This window comes from Ruegeria sp. AP11 (assembly GCF_056535865.1).
Map to the genome: position 1 here is coordinate 3,545,231 of NZ_JBQFJB010000001.1, position 20,403 is coordinate 3,565,633.

Annotated in this window: 17 protein-coding genes and 6 pseudogenes; 12 read left to right on the forward strand and 11 right to left on the reverse strand. The window is 61.5% G+C overall.

Going from position 1 to position 20,403, the window contains the following annotated elements:
* Positions 1–67: 67 nt before the first annotated feature.
* Positions 68–385 carry a hypothetical protein gene (locus tag ACR3E4_RS17725; RefSeq protein WP_480531994.1) on the reverse strand — a complete coding sequence of 106 codons (318 nt, stop codon included), beginning with the start codon at positions 383–385 and terminating at the stop codon, positions 68–70.
* Between the two features lie 190 nt (positions 386–575).
* Between ACR3E4_RS17725 and ACR3E4_RS17730 the strand changes: the two genes are divergently transcribed.
* Complete coding sequence (locus tag ACR3E4_RS17730; RefSeq protein ID WP_480531992.1) at positions 576–854, forward strand: hypothetical protein; 279 nt, start codon at positions 576–578, stop codon at positions 852–854.
* Between the two features lie 50 nt (positions 855–904).
* On the opposite strand, the gene eno is transcribed toward ACR3E4_RS17730, so the two are convergent.
* The 4 genes and pseudogenes from eno to ACR3E4_RS17750 form a co-directional block, all read right to left on the reverse strand.
* On the reverse strand, positions 905–2,179 hold the full coding sequence (gene eno, locus ACR3E4_RS17735) for a phosphopyruvate hydratase (RefSeq protein WP_480531990.1): 1,275 nt from the start codon (positions 2,177–2,179) through the stop codon (positions 905–907).
* A 137-nt stretch (positions 2,180–2,316) separates the two neighbouring features.
* Complete coding sequence (locus ACR3E4_RS17740; protein WP_480531988.1) at positions 2,317–3,195, reverse strand: DMT family transporter; 879 nt, start codon at positions 3,193–3,195, stop codon at positions 2,317–2,319.
* A 133-nt stretch (positions 3,196–3,328) separates the two neighbouring features.
* Positions 3,329–3,741: pseudogene (locus ACR3E4_RS17745) on the reverse strand (Fur family transcriptional regulator).
* A 69-nt stretch (positions 3,742–3,810) separates the two neighbouring features.
* A complete protein-coding gene (locus ACR3E4_RS17750; RefSeq protein ID WP_480531984.1) occupies positions 3,811–4,509 on the reverse strand; it encodes an endonuclease/exonuclease/phosphatase family protein in 699 nt (232 codons plus the stop codon).
* Positions 4,510–4,697: 188 nt separating this feature from the next.
* Here ACR3E4_RS17750 and ACR3E4_RS17755 point away from each other — a divergent pair, with 188 nt between their 5' ends.
* Entirely contained in the window at positions 4,698–5,585 is an 888-nt protein-coding gene (locus ACR3E4_RS17755; RefSeq protein ID WP_480531982.1) for a DMT family transporter, read from the forward strand.
* A gap of 9 nt (positions 5,586–5,594) precedes the next feature.
* Here the strand turns inward: ACR3E4_RS17755 and ACR3E4_RS17760 are convergent.
* A pseudogene (locus tag ACR3E4_RS17760) lies at positions 5,595–7,012 on the reverse strand (protein adenylyltransferase SelO).
* An 87-nt stretch (positions 7,013–7,099) separates the two neighbouring features.
* Between ACR3E4_RS17760 and ACR3E4_RS17765 the strand changes: the two are divergent.
* Complete coding sequence (locus ACR3E4_RS17765; protein WP_480531978.1) at positions 7,100–7,519, forward strand: cupin domain-containing protein; 420 nt, start codon at positions 7,100–7,102, stop codon at positions 7,517–7,519.
* A 4-nt stretch (positions 7,520–7,523) separates the two neighbouring features.
* On the forward strand, positions 7,524–8,414 hold the full coding sequence (locus tag ACR3E4_RS17770) for a fatty acid desaturase (protein WP_480531976.1): 891 nt from the start codon (positions 7,524–7,526) through the stop codon (positions 8,412–8,414).
* A 59-nt stretch (positions 8,415–8,473) separates the two neighbouring features.
* Here the strand turns inward: ACR3E4_RS17770 and ACR3E4_RS17775 are convergent, their stop codons facing one another.
* Positions 8,474–9,601 carry an anhydro-N-acetylmuramic acid kinase gene (locus ACR3E4_RS17775; RefSeq protein ID WP_480531974.1) on the reverse strand — a complete coding sequence of 376 codons (1,128 nt, stop codon included), beginning with the start codon at positions 9,599–9,601 and terminating at the stop codon, positions 8,474–8,476.
* A 247-nt stretch (positions 9,602–9,848) separates the two neighbouring features.
* Here ACR3E4_RS17775 and tyrS point away from each other — a divergent pair.
* Positions 9,849–11,091 (forward strand): annotated as a pseudogene (gene tyrS / locus ACR3E4_RS17780) (tyrosine--tRNA ligase).
* A 94-nt stretch (positions 11,092–11,185) separates the two neighbouring features.
* Here the strand turns inward: tyrS and ACR3E4_RS17785 are convergent.
* Entirely contained in the window at positions 11,186–12,043 is an 858-nt protein-coding gene (locus tag ACR3E4_RS17785; protein ID WP_480531970.1) for a hypothetical protein, read from the reverse strand.
* A gap of 169 nt (positions 12,044–12,212) precedes the next feature.
* Between ACR3E4_RS17785 and ACR3E4_RS17790 the strand changes: the two are divergent.
* Positions 12,213–12,967, forward strand: a pseudogene (locus ACR3E4_RS17790) (3-hydroxyacyl-CoA dehydrogenase).
* Between the two features lie 10 nt (positions 12,968–12,977).
* On the forward strand, positions 12,978–13,535 hold the full coding sequence (locus ACR3E4_RS17795) for a sugar O-acetyltransferase (protein WP_480567036.1): 558 nt from the start codon (positions 12,978–12,980) through the stop codon (positions 13,533–13,535).
* A gap of 66 nt (positions 13,536–13,601) precedes the next feature.
* Here the strand turns inward: ACR3E4_RS17795 and ACR3E4_RS17800 are convergent.
* The 3 genes and pseudogenes from ACR3E4_RS17800 to ACR3E4_RS17810 all read right to left on the reverse strand — a co-directional run.
* Positions 13,602–15,406 (reverse strand): annotated as a pseudogene (locus ACR3E4_RS17800) (ABC-F family ATP-binding cassette domain-containing protein).
* 68 nt (positions 15,407–15,474) lie between these two features.
* Entirely contained in the window at positions 15,475–16,209 is a 735-nt protein-coding gene (locus ACR3E4_RS17805) for a GNAT family N-acetyltransferase (protein WP_480531962.1), read from the reverse strand.
* 106 nt (positions 16,210–16,315) lie between these two features.
* Positions 16,316–16,779: pseudogene (locus ACR3E4_RS17810) on the reverse strand (outer membrane protein assembly factor BamE); the annotation flags it as partial.
* A gap of 85 nt (positions 16,780–16,864) precedes the next feature.
* On the opposite strand from ACR3E4_RS17810, the gene ACR3E4_RS17815 reads away from it, so the two are divergent.
* The 5 genes from ACR3E4_RS17815 (at position 16,865) to ihfA (ending at position 20,317) form a co-directional block, all read left to right on the forward strand.
* Positions 16,865–17,401: a YceD family protein gene (locus tag ACR3E4_RS17815; protein ID WP_480531958.1), complete on the forward strand. Its 537-nt coding sequence runs from the start codon at positions 16,865–16,867 to the stop codon at positions 17,399–17,401.
* A 204-nt stretch (positions 17,402–17,605) separates the two neighbouring features.
* On the forward strand, positions 17,606–17,812 hold the full coding sequence (rpmF, locus tag ACR3E4_RS17820) for a 50S ribosomal protein L32 (RefSeq protein WP_008756996.1): 207 nt from the start codon (positions 17,606–17,608) through the stop codon (positions 17,810–17,812).
* 24 nt (positions 17,813–17,836) lie between these two features.
* Positions 17,837–18,922 (forward strand): phosphate acyltransferase PlsX, encoded by a 1,086-nt coding sequence (gene plsX, locus ACR3E4_RS17825; protein WP_480531956.1) that lies wholly within the window; start codon positions 17,837–17,839, stop codon positions 18,920–18,922.
* Positions 18,923–18,946: 24 nt separating this feature from the next.
* A complete protein-coding gene (locus tag ACR3E4_RS17830; RefSeq protein ID WP_480567099.1) occupies positions 18,947–19,918 on the forward strand; it encodes a beta-ketoacyl-ACP synthase III in 972 nt (323 codons plus the stop codon).
* 96 nt (positions 19,919–20,014) lie between these two features.
* Complete coding sequence (ihfA, locus tag ACR3E4_RS17835; RefSeq protein WP_008755922.1) at positions 20,015–20,317, forward strand: integration host factor subunit alpha; 303 nt, start codon at positions 20,015–20,017, stop codon at positions 20,315–20,317.
* Positions 20,318–20,403: the final 86 nt, after the last annotated feature.

Below are 20,403 nucleotides of genomic sequence, written 5' to 3' on the forward strand. Positions count from 1 at the left end.
GAAGTCACGTTCCGGCAATAGGAACAAGTTCACACATATTGATTTTTATGTCGGCTTAGATCGCCCTTTACAGGCAGTTCTTCCGCTGCCCCCGCTCCAGTTTCTTGAACTGCTTTTGTACCCGCTTGGGCTGCGGCAACGCTTCCAACTGCTCGGTCACGTTCTCTCCGGTGAACCAGGATCGAAACATCAGCGCCTTGATATCATCGTCCAGAACCGTGTCGGCGACGTTATAGGTGCACAGGCATTCCTCCATCGTGATCTGTCCGCTGGGGTCGCCTTCCACCATCTTCTGGCACACCGCCTCGGGCGGAACCTGCGCCCAAGCAAGCTGAGGCAGGATGAAAAGCGCAGCCGCGCCGGCGATGTGTTTGAATGCAACCATAAGAAAACCCTCTCCCTAATGTCCGGCGCAGCATGGCACGCGACGCTTGAATCGAACTTAGCACATGGGCCGCCACCCTACAGGGTGAGAAGATTAAGACAATTCCACCGATTCTTTCCCCGTGACGCCTCGCAGCCCGGTCGAATACGAGCACGCGCACAGAACCAACGTTTATTACAGGGAACGCGATATGGAACAGATTATCGGCCAATTGATCGGCGGCGCATTGGGCGGCACAGGCGGCGGTAAGGCCGTCAAGGGCTCTGACATGGGCAGTATTGGCAACGCTCTGGCAGGTGCCGTGGGCGGTGTCGGCGGCGGTCAGCTGCTCAGCGGATTGCTGGGGGCCGGAGGGGCTGCCGGAGGTATGGATATCGGCGCATTGGCCGCGAACTTCGTCGGCGGTGGGGTCGCCGGCCTGGTGGTTCAGGTCGTTGTCGGCATGATCGTCAAGAAGATCAGAGGCTGATACCTTGCAATCACCAAAGCGAAACGGGGGCCAGGCGGCCCCCGTTTCTTTTATTTCAGGATCGACGCGCCTGCGAATTCCGCAACCTCGCCCAGCGATTCCTCGATCCGGATCAGCTGGTTATACTTGGCCAACCGGTCCGACCTCGCGAGGCTGCCGGTCTTGATCTGACCGCAATTGGTTGCCACGGCCAGATCGGCAATGGTGGCATCCTCGGTCTCGCCCGAACGGTGCGACATCACGTTGGTATAACGCGCCCGGTGCGCCATATCGACGGCACGCAGCGTTTCGGTCAACGAACCGATCTGGTTCACCTTCACCAGCATCGAGTTGGCGCAACCGCGCTCGATCCCTTCGGCCAGACGCGCGGGGTTGGTCACGAACAGGTCATCACCCACAAGCTGCACCTTGTCGCCAATGGCGTCGGTCAGCGCTTTCCAGCCGTCCCAGTCATCCTCGGACATGCCGTCCTCGATCGAAATGATCGGATAGTCATTGACCAGCGCCGCCAGATAAGCCGCATTTTCCTCGGACGACAGCGAGATGCCCTCACCCGCCAGAACGTATTTGCCGTCCTTGTAGTATTCGGTCGCCGCGCAATCCAACGCCAGGTGAATTTCCTCACCCGGTTTGTAGCCTGCCTTTTCGATGGATTTCAGGATGAAATCCAACGCCTCGCGGGTCGATGCGATATTCGGGGCAAAACCGCCCTCATCGCCCACACCGGTAGCCAGACCAGCAGCCGACAGCTCTTTCTTCAGCGTATGGAACACCTCGGAGCCCATGCGCACCGCCTCGCGGATATTCGCGGCCGAGGTCGGCATGATCATGAATTCCTGAATGTCGATCGGGTTGTCGGCGTGCTCACCGCCGTTGATGATGTTCATCATCGGCACCGGCAGAACCCGTGCCGAGGTGCCGCCAACATAGCGGTACAGTGGTTGCGTGGTGAAATCCGCCGCGGCCTTTGCAGCGGCCAGCGACACGCCCAGAATGGCGTTCGCGCCCAGACGACCCTTGTTCTCGGTCCCGTCCAGCTCGATCATCGCCTGGTCGATGGCCACCTGCTCGGTCGCATCAAAGCCCACCAGTTCCTCGGCGATCTCACCGTTCACGGCGGCCACGGCCTCCAGTACGCCCTTGCCCATGTAGCGGGCCTTGTCACCGTCGCGCTTCTCAACCGCCTCATAGGCGCCGGTCGACGCACCCGAGGGCACAGCGGCGCGGCCCATGGTGCCGTCTTCCAGAATCACGTCCACCTCAACCGTCGGGTTGCCCCGGCTGTCCAGGATTTCGCGTGCGTGGATGTCGATGATGGTACTCATGAGGCCCGTCCCTGTGGCTGCAATCAGTTGCACGCCTCATAACAGCAACCGGCGAAAAGTAAACCGGTCACGTTAACGCTAACACGTATATTTTCCTGCCTTTAGGGCTAACAGTTCGCTGTTTGCGCCAACAGTAATCAGGCCGCGACCACCGCGCGCGCCAGACGGCGTTCGCGGATAAAGGTATACAGACCGGACCCGATGATCAGCGTTGCCCCCGCCATGGTCACCGCATCGGGGCGTTCCCCGAACATCAGCATCCCGGCAAGGATCGAAAAGACCAGTCGCGTATAACGGAACGGCATCAGGGCCGACGCTTCGCCCACCCGCATTGCCGTGACGATACCGTAATAGCCCAGCACGCCAAAGCCGATGGCCCCCAGATAGGGGCCGATTTGGCCTGCCTGCACAGGCACATAGCTGTGCGTGGACACCGCCATCATCACCACGCCGGTCAGCGCGATCGAGATATAGGCCTGCATCGCCACCACGGACGAAGCCACCCGCACATCCAACTTGCGAGTGATCAGGTCCCGCGCCGCAATGGCGAACACAGTGGCCACCACCAACAGCGTTTCCGGCTGGAACCCATCCAGCCCGGGGCGAATGATCAACAGCACCCCGGCAAAGCCCACGCCGACCGCGCTCCACCGCCGCCAGCCGACCTTTTCGCCCAGAAACAGCGCCGCCCCCATGGTCACCGCCAGCGGCATGGCCTGAAACACGGCGGCCACTGTGGACAGGTCGATCAGCGACAGCGCAGTCACGAAAAACAGCGCACCGACCGCCTCGGTTCCTGCGCGCAGCAGCGGCAGCAGAGACCAGGCGGCAGGATCGAAGATACGCTTGCGCGTGACAACCGACATCCCGGCAAAGGCAAGGCCGCAAAAGACACCCAGAAACAGCATGATCTGACCGGTCGGTACGCTGACCGACAGGTATTTGATGAACATATCCTCAAGTGCAAATGCCGCCATCGAACCGACAAGCAGCAGAATGCCGTTTACGTTATTCATGCGCGTTTCCGTTGAACCGGGCCCAAAAAGGGGACCTGACTGCACAAGAACCGCAAGCGGCGGCGCTTGGCAAGACGGAACCCGCCGCCTTTGATGAATTAACGTGCGGCGATCAATCGCGTTTGGTGATGGATCAGTCCTTGTCCAGCGGCACGCCGTACAGCTCCAGCCGGTGGCCTTTCAGCCGGTATCCCAGCTTGGCGGCGATCTTTTCCTGCAGCGCCTCGATCTCGGGATCGACGAATTCGATCACCTCGCCCGACTGCATGTCGATCAGGTGATCATGGTGGTCGCGCTCGGCATCCTCATAGCGCGCGCGCCGTCGCCGAATTCCAGCCGCTCCAGTATCCCGGCCTCTTCAAACAGCTTTACCGTGCGATAGACCGTGGCAATGGAGATACCCGCATCTTCGGCCGAGGCGCGCGCATACAGCTCCTCGACATCCGGGTGATCCTCGCTCTGCTGCAACACCTGCGCGATGGTCCGGCGCTGGCCGGTCATGCGCAGGCCCTTGGCCTCGCAACGGGCGATAATCGTATCGGACATGGTGACCCCCGGAATTGTTCGGACTTCTGTCTTAATATGTCCGCGCGCTGCGCCACCGACGATTTTACCTCAGGCCGCGCGGCGCAGATCGGCCCAGACTGGCAAATGATCCGAGGCGATATGCGCAGGCCGTATGTCATGAACCCCGTGCAAAGTGGCCTCAAGCCCCTGGCCCAGCGCGATTCTGTCCAATGCGCCCAGCGGTTGCGCGGCGGGGTAACTGGGAAGCGGCGGCAGAAACCGCATGTCCGGGGCCAGATGATCCAGCACCGGCTGACGCGACCATTCGTTAAAATCCCCGGCCCAGACCGTGGGCATCTGCTCCAGATCAGAATCACATCGGCGGATATGGGTGATCTGCTGCCGGCGCGACGCTGGAAACAATCCCAGATGCATCCCCATCACGCGCAGCGGGCCGATCTGCGTGTCGAACTCGACCCGCACGGCCCCGCGCGGCTCCAGCCCCGGCAGATCATGATGCCCGCTCTGGCGTACCTGAATGGCCTTCCCGCGCCAGATCACCGCGTTGCCATGCCAGCCCAGACTGCCCGCCCCGCCCAGATCGACGATCTGCCACCCGGCCTCGTCCAGCATGAAATGCGGCAGGGCGGCGGGGCGCGGCGGCAGGCGTTTGTCGGCCTCCTGCAGCACCACGATATCGGCCTGCATGCTGTCGATGACCTGCATGATCCGCTGCGGCTGCCGACGGAAATCAAGCCCCACGCATTTCTGGATGTTATAGCTGGCAAGGCGCAGGGTCTGGGTCATGAGCTTCCGAAATCCATTTGCGCCTTAGATTGCCATGAAACCCGGCAATCGCAAGCTGATGCTGCCGAAAACTGCCAGACGTTTCCCGCATTCGCACATCCCCGTCGCCAATTTGCGCAAAAAGCTTGCACTCACCGCATACCGCTTTAATCCCTGATCGGCACGCGTAACAAAGGATCCGACCCCTCATGGTCTCTACCGAAGCCCCCGGGCACACCACGACCAAGGCAAGCATCGTCCTCGTGGTCGGAGGCATGATGTGGGGCCTCTACTGGATTCCCGTGCGGTTCTTTCTGGACATTGGCCTGACCGGTCCGTGGCCGGGGATCGCGATGTACAGCGTTGCCCTGCTGTGCCTTGTTCCCCTGATCTGGCGTGAACGTCATCAGCTGGCCCTGCAATGGCGCGGCTTGCTGCTCAGCGGTATGTTCACCGGCGCGGCGTTCAGCCTCTATTCAATCAGCCTTGTCTATACCGACGTCGTGCGTTCGATCCTGCTGTTCTATCTGACACCGATCTGGGGCACGCTGCTGGGCCTGCTCTTTCTCGGAGAACGCCTCAGCTGGCAGCGTTTCTCGGGACTTGTCTGCGGCATGGCAGGCTTGTTCATCGTTCTGGGTGATGGCGGCTTCATACCCTGGCCAAGCAATGTCGGTGACTGGCTGTCCCTAGCTTCGGGGATTTGCTGGGCGCTGGGGACGCTGGGCCTCTACCGGGCCACACAGGTCTCGATTTTCGGGCAGATCTTCGCCTTTATTCTGGGCGCCATAATCCTGTCCCTGTTCAGCCTGCTGTTTCTGCAAGCCCCGGTCCTGCCTGCCATCGCACCAGAGGACATGATCTGGGTCCTGCAACTGGTCCTGCTGTCCGCGTTCTACACTCTGCCGATGATCTTTATGACGATCTGGCCCGCGACCAAACTCTCTCCCGGTCGCGTCGGGTTGTTGCTGATGAGCGAGGTCGTCGTCGGCCTCGCATCCGCAGCCGCATTCTCGGGCGAGCCGTTCGGCCTGCGCGAATTGCTGGGTGCCGTGCTGATCGTCAGCGCCGCGGTGCTCGAGATCGTGCGAAAATAGCTTTCAGACTCACGTCCCGCAGAACGTCGCCTGCACCACCTCATCTTCAGCAGGCGGGTGCGTCAGATCCTTGGCCTCCGGCTGATCCTCATAGGGCCGCGACAGCGCATCATTCAGCCGCTGGAACGGGGCATAATCCCCCTGCACCGCCGCCTGAATCATCTGCTCGACCCGGTGATTGCGCGGGATAAAGGCCGGGTTGGCCTGCGCCATCACCTGTTGCGGCCCCTTCTCGTGCGTCAAACGCGCCTGCCAGCCCTCTGCCCATTCATCAAACGCCGCCGGGTCGGTAAACTGATCCCGCGCGTTCTGACCGCCCAGCGCCCGGAACGTATTGGTGAAGTCGGCCCTGTTCTGCGCCATCCGCGTCAACAGGTCCGAGATCATCTCAAGGTCCCCATCCTCTGCCCGGGTCAGCCCGATCTTGGCCCGGAACCGCCGCAGCCATTCCGCCTGCATCAGATCGGGCATGGCATGGACGATCTCGGTCGCTTCCTCAACGGCGGCCTCTTTATCCTCATACTGCTGGATCAGAGCCGTCGCCAACTGCGCCAGATTCCACACCGCTATGTCCGGCTGGTTGGAATAGGCATACCGCCCCATCCGATCAATCGAACTGTAAACCGTGTTCGGATGATAGCTGTCCATGAAGGCGCAAGGCCCATAATCGATGGTCTCTCCCGCGATCGAGCAATTATCCGTGTTCATCACCCCGTGAATGAAGCCAACGCTCATCCACTGCGCAATCAACCGCGCCTGCGCATCCCGCACGGCGCGCAACAGGCCCATGGGGCCGTCGGCGTCAGGATAGTGCCGCGCTATCGCATACTCCGTCAGCCGCTTCAGGCTGTCCAACTGTCCGCGCGCAGCAAAAACCTGAAACGTCCCCACCCGCAGATGGCTCTGCGCCACGCGGGTCAGCACCGCTCCGGGCATCGGCCCTTCGCGCAGCACGATCTCTCCGGTCTCGACCGCCGCCAGGGCTCGCGTGGTCGGAATACCCAGCGCCTGCATCGCCTCAGACACAACATACTCCCGCAGTACCGGCCCCAGCCACGCCCGCCCATCACCCTGCCGCGAAAACGGCGTAGGACCAGACCCTTTCAACTGAATGTCGCGGCGGATACCATCCGATCCCACCGTCTCCCCCAGCAGCACGGCGCGCCCATCCCCCAGTTGGGGATTATAGGTGCCAAACTGATGCCCGGAATAAAGCTGAGCCAGCGGCTGTGCCCCGTCCGGCACCGTGTTGCCCGCAAAGGCCTCGGCCATCTCCGTCACCTCGCCGGGGTAATCCTCAGCAGCTGCGCCAGATCGGCGTTGAAGGCGACCAGACGCGGCGCGCGCACCGGAACCGGCGCTTGCCGCGCATAGAACGTATCGGGCAGGCGGGCATAGCTGTTGTCGAAGGGGATCGTCAGAGTCATAGGGCAAACATATGGCCTGAGGGCACAATTGCCATAGCGGATTGCGCCCGCCCGTGCATAATCAGGCCGAACCCTCGAAGGACCGCCATGACCGCGCAAGACATCATCGATCACCTGGGCCTGCAACCCCACCCCGAGGGCGGCTGGTTCCGCGAGACCTGGCGCGCCGAAAATCAGGGCCGTGCTACCGGCACCTGCATCTATTTTCTGCTGGCCGAGGGAGAAAGCAGCCACTGGCACCGCGTCGACGCGACCGAAATCTGGCTCTACCACGCAGGCGCACCGCTGATCCTGTCGATCAGTGCCACCGATGACGGCCCCGCTACCGAGCATCTCCTGACCTCGGACCTGACCGAAGGCGCGCCACAACGGATCGTGCCGGAAAACCACTGGCAGGCTGCCCGCAGCACCGGCGACTACACGCTGGTCAGTTGCACCGTCTCCCCGGGGTTCGAGTTCGACGGCTTCACTCTCGCCGCCCCCGATTTCGACATTCCCAAAGCCTGACCGGATGGACCACCGCAGCCTCATAGCAACCCTGCCACCCGAGGTGAAAACCCAACTGCAACAACGCGCCAACGGCGCAGGCCTGATCCACCTCACCCTTTATCTTGCGGCCCTCGGCCTCACCTCAACCGGAATCCTGCTGCAAATCCCACTCTGGCCGCTCCTGCTTCTGCCTCTGGGCATTCTGCTGGTCTTCCTCTTCACCCTCAGCCACGAATGCACCCACAAGACACCGTTCCGTACGGGCTGGATCAATGACGCGGTCGGTCACGCCATCTCAATCCCCATCGCGCTGCCGTTCACGTGGTTTCGCTATTTCCACCTGGCCCACCACAAATGGACCAACCATCCCGAAAAAGACCCGGAACTCGCGGGCAAACCCCGCCCGGACAACTGGCCCGGCCTGCTGCTCTACCTCAGCGGAGCCCCCTACTGGTCCGGTATGGCAAACACACTGATCCAAAATGCCCGTGGCCAGATCGACGCCCCCTACCTGCCGCCCCGCCAACATCGCGCCATCAAAACCGAGGCGCGCCTGCTTCTCACCCTCTATGCACTCGCCGCGCTCAGCCTTTTCTTCACGCCAGTGTTGTTCTGGCTCTGGCTCCTTCCCGTCCTGATCGGGCAGCCATTCTTACGTCTCTACCTGCTCGCCGAACACGGCCTATGCCCTCCGGTGGCGAATATGCTGGAAAACTCCCGCACCACCTTCACCAACCGCCTGATCCGCTTTCTGGCCTGGAACATGCCTTATCACGCGGAACACCACGCCTTTCCAAACGTGCCCTTCCACCAACTGCCAGCCTTCCACGACTGGACCCAGGCCCACCTGAAATCCACCTCGAACGGCTACGCAGAGTTCACGAATACCTATACCCAAACCCTCAGGCGCTAGGTCCACTCTTCATCTGGCCAAAAATATCCCGGGAGTCGCGCAGCGACGGGGCAGAGCCCCTATCCGCTCACCACAGCGCCCCGCGCCGGAGAGGACACAACCCCGCCCCCCACCAGCGCGCTTACCCCGGTTGTTCCGGGGCACGAGGTCGGCATCCCCCGCGCCACCCGCACGGCGAGATAAGCAAAGGCCTGCGCCTCCAGCATGTCACCATCCAGACCCACCGCCTCAACTGGTTCGACCGGACAATCGAGCGCGACCCGCAGCATCTCCATCAGCACCGGATTGCGCCGCCCCCCGCCAGTGACCAACATCCGCGCGGGCGGTCTGGGACAATGCTCCATCCCCTGCACCACTCCGGCCGCACACATGCCCGTCAGCGTCGCCACCGCATCCGCGTCGCTCAGCTCCTGCACCAGCCCGATCATCTCGGCGAAATCGTTGCGGTCCAGCGATTTCGGCGGCATCCGGTTGAAAAACGGCTCGGCCAGAAACAGCTCCAGCGCGCCGGTTTCCACCGCCCCCCCGCGCGCCAAGGCACCGTCCCGATCCATCGGCAGCCCCAGCCGCGCCTGCATCAGATCATCCACCGGCGCATTGGCGGGCCCGGTATCAAAAGCCAACAATGCCCCCGGCGCCTCCGGCCCGTCGAAAGACGGGTCCACATAGGTCAGGTTTCCCACTCCGCCGAGATTCAGAAAACACAAGGGTTCCGTGGCACCGATCCACTTGGCGCAGGCAAAATGAAAGAACGGTGCCAGCGGCGCGCCTTCGCCGCCCAAAGCCACATCATCGCTGCGGAAATCCCAGACCACCGGCAGGCCCAAAGCCTGCGACAGACCCACACCATCGCCCACCTGCAAGGTTCCGCGCCCGCGCGGCTCATGCGCCAGGGTCTGACCGTGAAAGCCGATCAGCTCCGCATCCTCGAACTCGGCCAAGGCCTCGGCATGGGCAAAGGTGACCAGTTCCCCGGCCGCCTCGACCTCGGGACCATGCCACTGGCCCAGCGCAGCGCGCAAGGTGGCGCGCTCTTCCTCGGAATAGGCCCGATACCGGCTATCGCCAAATCCGAAAATCCGCTGCCCGTCGGTCTCGACCACCGCGGCATCCACCCCATCCAGCGAGGTCCCCGACATCGCCCCCAGCGCCCGGATCGGCCCTGTTTTCCCGTTGCTCCGGCTCACGCGTTTCTCCTGCTCATTCCCGCCCGCCTTTGGCCTGACCCTCGAAGGGCTACTCAACCTGACGATGCACTGGCCTCAACCTGCCCGCATATCACTGAGGCTGACAAGATGCCTTTCCCCAGATCCTGCATTTTTCATCGGCCAGAGCGTCTTTCGGGGCACCCCATCTTTCCTGAAAACGCATCTTTTCCTTGCCCGTCCCGCCGCCTATACAGTGCCCCGCAACAGTAACCCAAAGGGCACGGATATGACCTACCACCCCAAATCGGATTTCATCGCCACGATGATCGAGCGCGGCTTTCTCGCCGACTGCACCGATTATCAGGGCCTTGACGACGCGCTGATCTCCGGGGTGCAAACGGCTTATATCGGCTATGACGCCACCGCGCAGTCGCTGCATGTGGGTCACCTGATGAACATCATGGTGCTGCGCTGGCTGCAAAGACCGGGCACAAACCGATCACCCTGATGGGCGGCGGCACCACCAAGGTGGGCGACCCCTCGTTCCGGTCTGACGAACGCCCGCTGCTGGGCCCCGAACAGATCGACGCCAACATCGCGGGTATGAAGCAGGTCTTCGCCAAATACCTGTCCTATGACGACAGCGACACCGGTGCGCTGATGCTGAACAATGCCGAATGGCTGGACAGCCTGAACTACCTCGATTTCCTGCGCGATATCGGGCGGCATTTCTCGGTCAACCGGATGCTGTCATTCGAATCCGTCAAATCGCGTCTGGACCGTGAACAAAGCCTCAGCTTCCTTGAATTCAACTACATGATCCTGCAGGCCTATGACTTCCTCGAACTGAACCGCCGCTATGGCTGCGTGCTGCAGATGGGCGGCTCGGATCAGTGGGGCAACATCGTCAACGGCATCGACCTGACCCGCCGCGTGCTGGACAACGAAATCTTCGGCCTGACCACACCGCTGCTGACCACCAGCGATGGCCGCAAGATGGGCAAGTCGCAGGGCGGCGCGGTCTGGCTGAACGGAGACATGCTGTCGCCTTATGAGTTCTGGCAGTTCTGGCGCAACACCACTGACGCCGATGTGGGCCGGTTCCTGAAAATCTTCACCGAACTGCCGTTGGATGAGTGCGACCGCATGGGCGCTCTGGCCGGGTCCGAGATCAACGAAGCCAAAATCCGCCTCGCCAACGAGGTCACCACCCTGTTGCACGGCGCCGAAGCGGCAGCCACTGCCGAAGCCACAGCCCGAGAAGTGTTCGAAAAAGGCGGCGTGGGCGGAGACCTCCCGACGCTGACGCTGACCGGTGCGGAACTTCCGGTGTCCATCGTGCAGCTGATGGTCAAATCCGGCCTCGCCAAATCCGGCAAAGAGGCCAAGCGCCTGATCGCCGAGAACGGTGCCAAGCTGGATGACGCGCCGCTGACCGATACCGGGCTTATGATCGACGCAGGCGCTCTGGCCTCTCCGATCAAGCTGAGCGCGGGGAAAAGCGGCACGCGCTGGTGCAGCTGGGCTAGGACCCACCGCGGACAGAGACATGAAAAACGGCCACCTCGCTGAGGTGGCCGTTTCCAATTGTACCCGGCTGATCATGTCGCCAGAGCATCAGGCTTACTTGCCTTTACCCTTGCCCTTGCCGGAGCCTTTACCCCCGCCAGAGCCTTTGCCTTTACCAGAGCCTTTACCCTTGCCACCAGATTTGGAGCTCGATCTGGCGGCGTCAGCTCTGGCTCTGGCAGCATCGGCCTTGGACCGGGCATTCTCCCGTGCCGCATCTGCTCTGTCTCTGGCCTTCTCGGCTCTGGCCTGACCATCTGCCTTGGCGCCTTTTCCGCCGTCAGGCTTTCCGCCTTTTTTACCGTCCGGTTTTCTACCTTTCTTGCCATCAGGCTTGCCATCCGGCTTACCGTCGGGTTTTTCATCGGGTTTGCCACCGTCAGGCGCGCCGCCATCACCGGGATCGCCGGGATCTCCACCATCGGGCGCGTCGCCTCCGCCGGGTCCACCGGGGTCGCCACCATCTGCCGCGCCGCCACCCGGGGCACCGGGATCACCGGGATCACCGCCATCAGGTGCGCCACCACCGCCGTCACCACCTAAATCACCCCCGCCGCCGGGGCTGTCTGGCCCATTCGGGTCCGAATCGCGATCCTCGCCGCGCGGTGTCGCAGCGGCAATGCTCGCGGTCGGCAGATCCGTTAGCAGCCCCGCCAATCCCGGACATTGCGCGCCGGTCACGCTCAGAATCGTGTCGAAATCCGACCGCCTTTGAAGCCGTTGCAGAAAACTCGGGGTCACCTGCGCGCAATCGCACAGCCCCGCATAATCTCCTGCATTCGCCAAAGCCCGTGCCGTGCGCCCGTCACAAACCTCGGGTGCGGCAGCCACGCTGCCCGCCATCATCACCCCCAGAACAGGGGCCGCAACCATCACGCCAAGTGAGCGCTTCGCATTCGTTAACAAAACCATATCGGTACCTCCTGACGATCAAACACGTCATTCGAACGGATTGTTCATTCACGAAACGGCGACACATCCGTGAACGCTCAATTCGAACCTTCGCACACTCAAAACAGTGGACATACCGCACCCCTTACAGTTATTGAACAAACGTTCATATCTTATAGAGGAACCGGCCATGCAGCTTTCCACCACCGCAGCAGTCATAACCGGCGGCGCATCGGGTCTGGGCGAGGCCACCGCCCGCCACTTTGCCGAACAGGGCGCGCAGGTCACCATCCTTGATCGCGACACCGAACGTGGCCCGCAAGTCGCGGCCGAGATCGGCGGGCATTTCGTGCAGACCGACGTGACGGACGATCCTCGGTCGCTGCGGCCATAGCCCATGCGATGGACAAGATGGGCAAGATCACCGCCGCCGTGAACTGCGCCGGGATCGCCATCGGCGCCAAGACGGTGGGCAAAGACGGTCCCCACCCGCTGGACGCGTTCCAACGCACTATCGACATCAATCTGGTCGGCAGCTTCAACGTCTCGCGCCTCGCCGCAGCCGAAATGGCCAAGAACGACCCCGAGCCCGACGGGGCGCGCGGCGTGATCATCAACACCGCCTCGATCGCCGCCTTTGACGGGCAAAAAGGCCAGGCGGCCTATGCGGCCTCCAAGGGTGGCGTGGTCGGGATGACCCTGCCGATGGCGCGCGATCTGGCCTCCTCCGGCATTCGCGTGATGGCCATCGCGCCGGGTATCTTCATGACGCCGATGCTGGCGGGTCTGCCGGATGAGGTGCAGCAGCAACTCGCCGCCGACGTCCCCAACCCGCCCCGCCTGGGTGACCCGCGCGAATACGGGCGGCTGGCCGGGTTCATCGTCGAGATGGGCTATCTGAACGGTGAGGTCATCCGCATCGACGGCGCCCTGCGGATGCGCTAACCCTGAGGGCATGAGCGAGCGGCAGAAAATGGTAGCGGGTGAATGGTACACCTGCCTCGACCCCGAACTGGAGCAGATGCGCCAGACCGCCCGCCGCGCCGTTCATGCCCACAACACCCGCCCACCGGATGAGCGCGGTGCCATGGCAGAAGAACTGACCGCACTGTTTGGTAAGGTTGGACGGGACTGCTTTATCGAAGCCCCCTTCCACTGCGCCTATGGCATCAACCTGTCACTGGGCGACCGGGTCTATTTCAACGCTGGCTGCGCAATTCTGGACACCGCCCCCGTGCGGATCGGCACCAGAACCTTGCTGGGTCCCAAGGTCCAGATTTACTGCGCCGAACATGCCAAGGATCCGACCCGGCGCGCGCAGGGTCTTGAGATCGCCCATCCGGTGACCATCGGCGATAACGTCTGGATCGGGGGTGGAGCCATCATCCTGCCCGGCGTCACGATCGGCGACCGCGCCATCATCGGTGCGGGCAGTGTCGTGACCAAATCCGTGGCGCCAGATGAAACGGTTGTGGGCAACCCGGCCCGCCCGATCACGGGTAGTGACGGTTAACAAATCACTTATGGAAAAAGTTGTACAACACGGACAAACCACAGGTTTCAGGATGTACAACACAGACTATCCGGCCTCGGCCTTCTCCTCCAGCAGTAGCCACTCTTCCTCGGCCGCCGACAGCTTTTCCTGCCGCTCGACCAGAGCCTCGGTTGCCTTCTGGAACTTTACCGGCTCACGCGTGAACAGCTGGGGTCCGACATCAGCTCTTCAAGCTTGGCAATTTCGGCCTCAAGCCGCGCGATCTCAGCCGGCAACTTCTCGCCGGTGTTTTTCCGAGAAGGATAGCCCCGTTTTCGGCTTCGCCTCCTGCTTCACCTTCGACTTTGTAGTCTTTGTTTTTTCTTCTTTTTTCTCGAGTACGTCACCGCGCTGCGCAATATAGTCGGACCAGCCACCGGCATAGACGGTTGCCCGCCCGTTGCCTTCCATGGCGATTGTCGTCGTGGCAACACGGTCAAGAAAATCCCGGTCGTGGCTGACAAGCAATACGGTGCCGTCATAGTCGTCCAGCAGTTCCTGAAGCAGGTCCAGAGTCTCAACATCCAGATCGTTTGTCGGTTCGTCCAGCACCAGCAGGTTCGACGATTTCGCCATCAATTTGGCCAGCAACAAACGCGCTTTTTCCCCACCAGACAAGGACTTAACAGCCGCTCTTGCCTGCGCATCGTCGAACAGAAACTCTTTCAGATAGCCCACCACATGCTTGGGTTGGCCACCCACCATCACCTGATCGGCCTTGCCGGAAACCCTCATCTCGGGGTCGCCGGTCAGGCTGTCCCACAAGCTCATCTCGGGGTCGAGCTGCGCGCGGGTCTGGTCGAACACCGCGATCTCAAGATTTGTACCCAGAGAGATGCTGCCCTCATCCGGATCAACCTGACCCAGCAGCATTTTCAGCAGCGTCGTCTTGCCCACACCATTGGGTCCGACAAAGGCAACACGATCCCCACGCTGCACCAGCAGGTCGAAATTCCGCACGATCTGCTGCGTGTCAAAAGCCTTGGCCACGCCCTTGGCTTCGATCACCTTTCGGCCTGATTTTTGTCCGGATTCCAACGTCATAGCCGCCGAACCCTGACGCTTGATCTGCGCCGCTTTCTCGGCCCGCAACGCCTGCAGGGCACGCACCCGGCCCTGATTGCGCTTACGTCGGGCGCTGATGCCCTCAACGGCCCAACGCGCCTCGGACTTGATCAGCCGGTTCAACTTGTGGCGCTGCTGGTCCTCTTCTTCCCAGACCTTGTCGCGCCAGCCCTCGAAGGCCGCAAAGCCCTGCTCCTGCCGCCGCACAACGCCGCGATCAATCCACAAAGTCGCCCGCGTCAGTGCCCGCAAAAAGGCCCGGTCATGCGAGATCAGAACATAGGCCGCCCGCGTCGCGCCCAACTCACGTTCGAGCCATGCAATCGCCTCGATGTCCAGGTGGTTGGTCGGCTCGTCCAGCAGCATAAGATCGGGTGCCTCGGCCATCAGCTTGGCCAGCGCCGCCCGCCGACGCTCACCGCCCGAGGCCGTCTCGACCGCGCGTTCGGGGTCGAACTTCAGCCCTCACCGGCGCGTTCCACTTTGTACAGCTCACCGGGTTCCAGCCCGCTGGAGGCATAGTCGCCCAGCGTCGCGAACCCATCCATCCCCGGGTCCTGCTCCATATAACCCACTGATTTTCCAGGTGGGATCACGATATCCCCCTGATCGGCCTCAACCAGCCCGGCCATCACTTTCATGAGGGTCGATTTCCCCGACCCGTTCCGCCCCACCAGCGCCACGCGGTCGCCGGGTTGAACCACCAAATCAAGCTCGGAAAACACCGGATCGCCCCCGAAAGTCAGGGATATGCCGGACATCTGCAACAAAGGAATTCTCGCCATGCCCGCCAGCTAAACCGGCCAGAGCAACGCGTCAACGCCCCTGCTTCACCTTTTCATAAATACTCATATCACCCGGCAACCGCCCGCAGCAGACGTTTGCGGGCCGGGGGAATCGCGCCAATCTCGAGCCCGGTAAAGACGTGCAGCGTATTCATGTGCCTGTCGACAACCGCATGATCGCTGACCCAACCGCCCATCATCAGATAGGTCCGCAGCAAAGGCGGCATCCGCAGCATCGCCTGTTTCACATTCGGCCGCCTGCGCAGGCGTGCGGCAAAACGGAACACATCCGGCGCCTTCACCCGGGGCAACCATCGCTTGGGTGCCAGATGGCGATGCTTAAGCATGGCAAACGCATCCAGATACTCGGCTGTTTCAATCCCCGCGAAAGAGGAACAGCCAAACAGCATCTCAATCCCGTTTTGATCCACATAGGCCGTCATCGCGCCCCATGCGACGCGCAGGATATCGGGATCGGTCCAATCGGGGTGGATGCAAAACCGGCCCATCTCGGTCATGGGGCCGGAAAATCCGTTCAGCGCGGACAGATCATAATACTGCGCCGAATAGCTGCGCCCTATCTCAGAGCCATCCTGCATCGTCAGCATCCGGAAACAGCAGACCAATTGGCCGCCTGCCCGCATATCCTCGATCAGGACATGCGCGCATTGGGTATCAAAGCCGTCGCAATCCGCCCCCGACGTTCTGAACGCCAGCGTCCGCAACGCCTGAGCTGCCGCCACGTCCTGCGTGGTCTGCGCCAGCCGGGCACGATAGCGGCCCTTGTTCAACATCTCAGCCATGGGCGCACCCTCCGCGGTTGCTGACCGGTTCGCTTGTCTGGTCCCTGGCACAGTATGTGTGACTGTCCCATGAACCATGCAAGAGCCCGGAACGGCTTAGTTGTTGACCCGGGATGTTGGCTGGGTTGAAGTTGCCGATATTGCCAAGCAGCTGACGCAGGAAGCCCTTATCCTGGATATTCGAGTCGGTCACGCGACGGTCCAGAACAATGACATAACCATCTTCCAGGCCGAACCGCTCGATATTCCGCACCACGCCGCGCTGGTCAAAACTGATGGCCACCAACTCGCGCGAGACGACTTCGGGCCGCTTGGGGCCAAAGTACGAACGCGCGAGGCGACGTAGTAATAGCCCGAATCCCGTACAACACCTGACGAACTGGGCGCACCAATCGTTTCTTCCACACTTTCGCGGGTATCTACGCCAACCTTGATCTTGGCCAGATCTTCTGGCGGCGGCACATAGCCGTGATTCTTGAAGATCGGCGAACATGCGCCTGCGATTGCCAGACAAGCTGCAAAGACAAGCGTTCTCGACGCTGGTTTCAACCTGTTCACACCGTTCAACATGCGCACCCTCTTGCCTTGGCCCCTTGCGAGCCCTATCCGATTACATCAAACCGCAGCCCCGGTTCAACACAGGAAAACCTCACGAATGAGCAACCAGACATCTTTGCGCGTCGCCGACCTGCCGCAAAACGCTCCGACATCGTTTGAACTGCGCCCGACCGGCGAGGCGCTTGAGGCGATCAAACAGGAACTCGGCCTGCTGGGGCTGCGCAAGCTCAGCTTTGCAGGACAGCTGCACGTGCAGGGCAAGCGTGACTGGGCTCTATCCGGCAAACTTGGTGCGACAGTGATCCAACCCTGCGTCGTTACGCTGGACCCGGTGACCACGCGCATTGATGTCCCGGTGAATCGCGTCTTTCTGGCCGATTGGAGCGATCCGGACGAGCCCGAGTTCGAAATCCCCGAAGATGACGAAATCGAACCATTGGGTGCCGAGATCGACCCGGCGCTGGTCATGGTCGAGGCGCTGGCGCTGGCCCTGCCCCAATACCCGCGCAAGGATGGGGCCGAACTGGGTCAGGCGGACTATACCGAGCCGGGCAAACAGGCGCTGACCGATGAGGATGTGAAACCCTTCGCCGGGCTGGCCGGGCTGCGCGATGCGCTGAAAAAAGACGAGTGACAGAGGGATGAATTCCTGTCATAGCAGGCGGTCAGAAAAATCGCTTGAACATGACGAGAATCGCAGTATTTTCGCGCGCTCATTGGATTTTGGGTTGACATTGCGGGGCAAGCCCCTTAAACGCGCGTCAAACCACGAGAAAACAAAGAACGTAACCCGGCTGGCGGCGAATCTGCTGGCCCTTATCAGACAAAGGTTGAGACCATGGCCGTCCAACAGAACAAAGTTTCCAAGTCGCGCCGCAACAATCGCCGCGCACATGACGCTCTGGTTGCTGCAAACCCGAACGAATGCCCGAACTGCGGAGAGCTGAAGCGCCCGCACCACGTCTGCGCGTCCTGCGGCCACTATGATGACCGTGAAGTCGTCGCTCAGGCCGACGAAATCGACCTGGACGAAGACGCAGCCTAAACCTGATTGGACGCAGGCCAAGGCATGACGGATCAGCCTACGCAGACCGGACGGATCATCATCTCGGTTGACGCTATGGGCGGAGATTCGGGGCCCGCCGTCGTTGTGGCGGGCATTGCCCAATCTGCGAACAAGAACCCCGATATCGGGTTCATCCTGCACGGGCAGGAACAGGAGCTGCGCAAGCTGGTTGCCAAACGGCGTGTCCTTGACGGGCGCGTCGTTTTTCGTGATTGCCCCGATGTGGTCACGATGGAGGACAAGCCCAGCCAGGTTGTCCGCAGCGGCAAGAACACCTCGATGTGGTCCGCGCTGGAGGCGGTGCGTCAGGGCGAAGCCCATGGCGCGGTTTCCTGCGGCAACACGGGTGCGTTGATGGCGATGTCGATGCTGCGGCTGCGCAAGCTGCCCGGCGTCAACCGCCCCGCCATCGCGATTCTGTGGCCTTCGCGCAATCCGCACGGATTCAACGTGATGCTGGACGTAGGTGCGGATGTACGCGCCGACGCCAAGGATCTGCTGCAATATGCGCTGATGGGCGCCTCGTATGCGCGCAACGGCATGGCGCTGAGCCGCCCCCGGATCGGATTGCTGAATGTCGGCACCGAAGAGCACAAGGGCCGCGCCGAGTTGAAAGAAGCACATGCGATGATCTCGGATTTTGCCGATCAGGCGAATTTCGAGTTCGTGGGCTTTGTCGAAGGCAGCGATATCCCCGGCGACAAGGCCGATGTGATCGTGACCGACGGGTTCACAGGCAATGTCGCGATCAAGACCGGTGAAGGCACCGCCAACCTGATTGGTGACTTGCTGCGCGAGGCGTTCAAATACTCGCCATTGTCGCGACTGGCCTCAATATTGGCGATCACCTCGTTGAACCGACTGAAAAAGCGGATCGATCCGCGCCGCGTCAACGGGGGCGTCTTTCTGGGTCTGAACGGAACCGTGGTGAAATCCCATGGCGGAGCGGACGCCACCGGCGTTTCCGCCGCGATCAAGCTGGCCTTCACGCTGGCTGAATCCGGTTTTGCGGAAAAACTGGCAGCACGGGTTGCATCAACTGCCGCACTTGCACAAGATGCGGCGCATTCCGTGACTCAATCGGAATAATAACAAAAAAGGCAGTACCCCAGCATGGCAGGCCGCTCAGTTGTTGTAGGTGTCGGGCATTATTTACCGGAACGCGTTGTGCCAAACGCCGAGTTTGAACAAACGCTGGACACGACGGATGAATGGATCTGCACCCGTTCGGGGATCGAGCGGCGGCATTTCGCTGCCGAGGATGAGACCACATCAGATCTGGCCACAAAAGCGGCTGAGGCTGCCCTGGCCGACGCGGGTCTGACGGCAGACGATATCGACGCGATTGTTCTGGCGACCTCGACCGCGGATCTGACCTTCCCTTCGGCGGCAACCATGGTGCAGGCCCGGTTGGGCATGACCAAAGGCTTTGCCTTTGACGTGCAGGCCGTCTGCGCCGGGTTCGTCTTTGCGCTCAGCAACGCCAACGCGCTGATCGTATCGGGTCAGGCCAAGCGCGTGCTGGTGATCGGGGCCGAGACATTCTCGCGAATCATGGACTGGACCGACCGGTCGACCTGCGTTCTGTTCGGCGACGGTGCCGGCGCTCTGGTGCTGGAACAGCAGGAAGGACAAGGCACGTCCGACGATCGCGGCATTCTCGCGACCGACCTGAATTCGGATGGGCGTTACAAGGACCTGCTCTATGTCGATGGCGGGGTTTCGACCCAATCGACCGGTCATCTGCGGATGCAGGGCAATCAGGTATTCCGCCACGCGGTCGAGAAACTGGCCAAAACCGCCGAGGTTGCGCTGGAGCGTGCGGGTCTGAACAGCGATGATGTCGACTGGATCGTGCCGCATCAGGCCAATATCCGCATCATTCAGGGCACCGCCAAGAAAATGGGCCTGCCGATGGAGCGGGTGGTCGTGACCGTACAGGATCACGGCAACACCTCGGCAGCATCCATCCCGCTGGCCCTTTCGGTTGGCAAGCAGCAGGGGCAGATCAAGCAAGGCGATCTGATCGTGACCGAAGCCATCGGCGGCGGGTTGGCCTGGGGCGCGGTTGCATTGCGCTGGTAACCGGCGCAATCCGGCTTACAAAGCCGCTCGCAATTCATTGATATTGACAGCGAATTTCGCATCGCCATATGCTCTACCATCAACAGGGGAAATAGCATGGGCGATAAAACACTGACCCGAATGGATCTTAGCGAGGCCGTCTTCCGCGAGGTTGGCCTGTCACGCAATGAAAGCGCGCAACTGGTCGAAAGCGTACTGAACCACATGTCCGACGCGCTGGTGCGTGGCGAACAGGTGAAGATTTCGTCTTTCGGTACCTTCAGCGTTCGGGACAAAACCGCCCGCATCGGACGCAACCCCAAAACCGGCGAAGAGGTTCCGATTCAGCCCCGCCGCGTACTGACCTTCCGCCCATCGCATCTGATGAAGGATCGCGTTGCCGCAGGAAACCGTAAATAAGTTCAGGACATCTGTGTTATGAGTAAGTCCCCGACGCATTTCGCACGATCAGTGAGGTTGCGGATTGGCTCGGAGTTCAGGCTCAT

Excerpts from the sequence above, each read along its gene's own strand:
- ACR3E4_RS17725 (WP_480531994.1), bottom strand. The coding sequence starts at position 385 with ATGGTTGCATTCAAACACATCGCCGGCGCGGCTGCGCTTTTCATCCTG.
- ACR3E4_RS17730 (WP_480531992.1), top strand. The coding sequence starts at position 576 with ATGGAACAGATTATCGGCCAATTGATCGGCGGCGCATTGGGCGGCACA.
- eno (WP_480531990.1), bottom strand. The coding sequence starts at position 2,179 with ATGAGTACCATCATCGACATCCACGCACGCGAAATCCTGGACAGCCGG.
- ACR3E4_RS17740 (WP_480531988.1), bottom strand. The coding sequence starts at position 3,195 with ATGAATAACGTAAACGGCATTCTGCTGCTTGTCGGTTCGATGGCGGCA.
- ACR3E4_RS17750 (WP_480531984.1), bottom strand. The coding sequence starts at position 4,509 with ATGACCCAGACCCTGCGCCTTGCCAGCTATAACATCCAGAAATGCGTG.
- ACR3E4_RS17755 (WP_480531982.1), top strand. The coding sequence starts at position 4,698 with ATGGTCTCTACCGAAGCCCCCGGGCACACCACGACCAAGGCAAGCATC.
- ACR3E4_RS17765 (WP_480531978.1), top strand. The coding sequence starts at position 7,100 with ATGACCGCGCAAGACATCATCGATCACCTGGGCCTGCAACCCCACCCC.
- ACR3E4_RS17770 (WP_480531976.1), top strand. The coding sequence starts at position 7,524 with ATGGACCACCGCAGCCTCATAGCAACCCTGCCACCCGAGGTGAAAACC.
- ACR3E4_RS17785 (WP_480531970.1), bottom strand. The coding sequence starts at position 12,043 with ATGGTTTTGTTAACGAATGCGAAGCGCTCACTTGGCGTGATGGTTGCG.
- ACR3E4_RS17795 (WP_480567036.1), top strand. The coding sequence starts at position 12,978 with ATGAGCGAGCGGCAGAAAATGGTAGCGGGTGAATGGTACACCTGCCTC.
- ACR3E4_RS17805 (WP_480531962.1), bottom strand. The coding sequence starts at position 16,209 with ATGGCTGAGATGTTGAACAAGGGCCGCTATCGTGCCCGGCTGGCGCAG.
- ACR3E4_RS17815 (WP_480531958.1), top strand. The coding sequence starts at position 16,865 with ATGAGCAACCAGACATCTTTGCGCGTCGCCGACCTGCCGCAAAACGCT.
- rpmF (WP_008756996.1), top strand. The coding sequence starts at position 17,606 with ATGGCCGTCCAACAGAACAAAGTTTCCAAGTCGCGCCGCAACAATCGC.
- plsX (WP_480531956.1), top strand. The coding sequence starts at position 17,837 with ATGACGGATCAGCCTACGCAGACCGGACGGATCATCATCTCGGTTGAC.
- ACR3E4_RS17830 (WP_480567099.1), top strand. The coding sequence starts at position 18,947 with ATGGCAGGCCGCTCAGTTGTTGTAGGTGTCGGGCATTATTTACCGGAA.
- ihfA (WP_008755922.1), top strand. The coding sequence starts at position 20,015 with ATGGGCGATAAAACACTGACCCGAATGGATCTTAGCGAGGCCGTCTTC.